Genomic DNA, 2,992 nt, shown 5'->3' on the forward strand with positions numbered 1-2,992 from the left:
GACCGTCGGCGCCGTCTTGCCCGCTCCGCAGCGCACGACCGCTGCCGAATGCCCGTGCGCCGGTGCCCATGCCGTGGGCGCCATCGGCGGCCTGGGCGCTATCGGCGGTCTGGGGGGCATCGGCGGCATCGGCGGGACCGGCGCCAGCGCGGTACGGATCCGTTCCTTGCGCTTCGCTTCCAGCTTGTCGGCGATCGCATCGGCCTGCTTGCCGGTGACCCCCTGCTCCTTCAGCGTCGCGAGCACATCATCGCGCGACAGGTCGCCGGCGGTCCGGAATTCGAAGTGGCGGGCCTTGGGCGCCTTGCCGTCGGCGGGTGCGAACACGACCGTCTTCGCCTTGCCGTCGCTGTCGCCATCGCGGCGGATGACGATGCGATGCACTTCGCGCCTCTTGCCATCCGCGGAGGTCCAGCTCCTTTCGGTGACGTCTTCGTCGGCGGTAGCGGAGACCGTAACGCCGGGACCGGCTTCGGGTGCTTCGGGCGGCAGCGGCGGTGCGGGCGGTTCGATTATCTCCGCGGACCGGGCGCTCGCCGCGGCGACGCCTGCGGGGACAAGCGTCGCGGTCGCGCCGAGCACCACCAGCGTCGCACCGCCGATCAGCAGCCGGCCAACCAGGCTGCGCTTCTTCGAAATATCCTGTTGCAACAACATCGTCAGCCTCTCCTGAAGATTGTCGTGGACCGCCATCGGCGCCGCGAGTGAAAGCCGCGAGCCGACCGCCGCCTTGGCGATCGCGGTCGCGTAGCGGGCGGTGCGGGCGCCTCGCATGTCCTGATCGGCCATCGTCAGCACGCGCGCATCGCACGCGGCTTCCTGGTCGAAACGAAAGGCACGGATCGCCCGCCAGGCGAAGGGATTGAACCATTGCGACGCGAGCAGCACGAGCGCCGCAGCATTCGCCCACAAATCGCCGTGACGGTGGTGCGCCAGTTCGTGATCGATCGCGAGCGCGCGCTCTTCGGCAATATAGCGCGCAAAGAAATCGCGCGGCACCGCGACGAACCGCCGCCACAGACCGAAGGCGACCGGACCGTCGACCGCGTCGGTCATGACGAGGCGGATCGAACCGATCGGCTCGAGTTCGACCGCTTCGAAGAGCACGGCGGCACGAAAGCGATGGTGCGACAGCAGCGCCATGGCGAGCACGACAACCATGCCGGCCGCCCACACCAGGACAAGATAAGGCACGGCGTCGACGAGCGACCATGCGGAGGATGGTGCAGCAGCGATGGCGGCGTCGACCGGGACCATCATGGCCGCCCCGGCATCGGCGACGGCCACCGTGGCGGGTGCCGGATCGGCGAAGGGCAGCGGCGGCAGCACCAGCCGCAGTGCGGGAATCAGCCACAAACTATAGGTCAGGCGCGGACCGAAATGGCGGGCAAACGGCTTGCGGATCACGAGGATCGCAACGACGAGGATCGCGGTGGTGAGCATCGTGTCGCTCCACAGCTGCAACATGGTCGCGGCGCTCATGACTTGAGCTTCCTCAGCAAAGCCTCGATTTCGGCGATGTCGGTGTCCGACAGCGCCTCGCGATCGGCGAGATGCGCGATCAGCGGGCTGACACGGCCGCCGAACAGCCGGTCGACGAAGCGCTGCGATTCCTCGCCGACGGCGTCGGCACGCTCGACCGCCGGACTATAGAGGTAACGCCGGCCATCGGCCTCTGCGGTGACGGCGCCCTTCTGGACCAGCCGTGCAAGCAGGGTCTTCACCGTTGCCTGCGTCCAGCCATTGATCTTGCCGATGCGCGAAGTCAGGTCGGCGGCGGTCTGCGGGGCTTCATCCCACAGTGCCGACAGCACCTGCATCTCCGATTCGCTTGCTCGTTCTGCCATGCGGACCCCTCCCATTGGCGTCGTCGACTATGATGCGACTACAAATGTAGTCAATGGGCTGAACGCTTCCTGAACGAAGCTGAACCTCGTTTCAATCCTCCCTGTCGCGCAGCGATGGGGAGGTGGCAGCGCGGAGCGCTGACGGAGGGGCGAATTGCAACCGTCACGCCCCTCCACCGCCGCTTCGCGGCGGTCCCCCTCCCCATGCCTTCGGCACAGGGAGGATTGCATGTGTCGGAATTTTTGACACACTAGTTCGACGGTAAGAAATCGCTAACCAGCGTGTCGCGCCGAAATCAGCGTGCAACGCAAACTGGCACGGCCCTTGTATGGTATCGGTTGTTCCCGAGTGTTCCGCTCAATGGAGCGGTGGGGGGCATCAGTCTGGTCCCTGATGTCCCCTGCCCCCACCCGGGAAATCCCCACTTGCCCCCGATGCAGACGGGGGGCGGAGCGGCCGAAAGGCCCCGCCCCCCGGACGCTTTTCAGCCTTTCGAAATTTCCGGAACGCCGAACAACGCGGCAAAATTCGCGCGCTTGGCGAGCAGGTCGGCCAGGCTGTAGCCGTCAAGCACTTTCATGAACGCCGCCAGCGCCTCGGCAAGCGCGCCGGTCAGCCCGCACGCGGGCGCGATGATGCAGCTGCCGCAATCGACAAGGTCGAACCCTTCTTCGGTATGGCGTACCACCGCGCCGACATTGATCTCTTCGGCGGGTCGCGCCAGCCGGATTCCGCCGAAGCGTCCGCGCACGCTTTCGAGATAGCCGGCGTTCACCAGATCGTTGACGACCTTCATCAGATGGTTCTGCGAAATGCCGTAAGCGCGCGAGATTTCCGAGATCGGGCTCAGCCGCGTCTCGTCCTGCGCGCCCGCATAGAGGAGCACGCGCATCGCATAGTCGGTGTAGCGCGTCAGGCGCATCCTGATCCTTCGAAAATTTCGGCCGCTCTATAATATGTATTTTTGTTGCATGTTTCAAATTTCGATCATACATGCGCTTTAAATACATGATTGGAGCGAGTCGTGACACAGGACGACCAGATCGATGAAGCCGCGCTCGAGCGCCTGATCCCGGCCTTTTATGCCCGCGTGCGCGCCGACGCCGATATCGGCCCGCTGTTCAACGCCGCGGTGGACGACTGG

General features: G+C 65.5%; 3 protein-coding genes. All 3 read right to left on the minus strand.

The window, feature by feature from the left end:
- The coding region (locus VGD20_RS09275; RefSeq protein ID WP_331134166.1) for a M56 family metallopeptidase at window positions 1-1,482 on the minus strand (1,482 nt) is incomplete at its 3' end.
- Entirely contained in the window at window positions 1,479-1,847 is a 369-nt protein-coding gene (locus VGD20_RS09280; protein ID WP_331134167.1) for a BlaI/MecI/CopY family transcriptional regulator, read from the minus strand. The genes VGD20_RS09280 and VGD20_RS09275, both read right to left, overlap by 4 nt.
- Before the next feature lie 485 nt (window positions 1,848-2,332).
- On the minus strand, window positions 2,333-2,770 hold the full coding sequence (locus tag VGD20_RS09285; protein WP_331134168.1) for an Rrf2 family transcriptional regulator: 438 nt from the start codon (window positions 2,768-2,770) through the stop codon (window positions 2,333-2,335).
- Window positions 2,771-2,992 lie beyond the last annotated feature (222 nt).

Origin of the sequence: Sphingopyxis sp. (assembly GCF_036402335.1) — a bacterium.
Taxonomy (GTDB): Bacteria; Pseudomonadota; Alphaproteobacteria; order Sphingomonadales; family Sphingomonadaceae; genus Sphingopyxis.

Coding starts and splice junctions, on each gene's coding strand:
- VGD20_RS09280 (WP_331134167.1), bottom strand. CDS start 1,847: ATGGCAGAACGAGCAAGCGAATCGGAGATGCAGGTGCTGTCGGCACTG.
- VGD20_RS09285 (WP_331134168.1), bottom strand. CDS start 2,770: ATGCGCCTGACGCGCTACACCGACTATGCGATGCGCGTGCTCCTCTAT.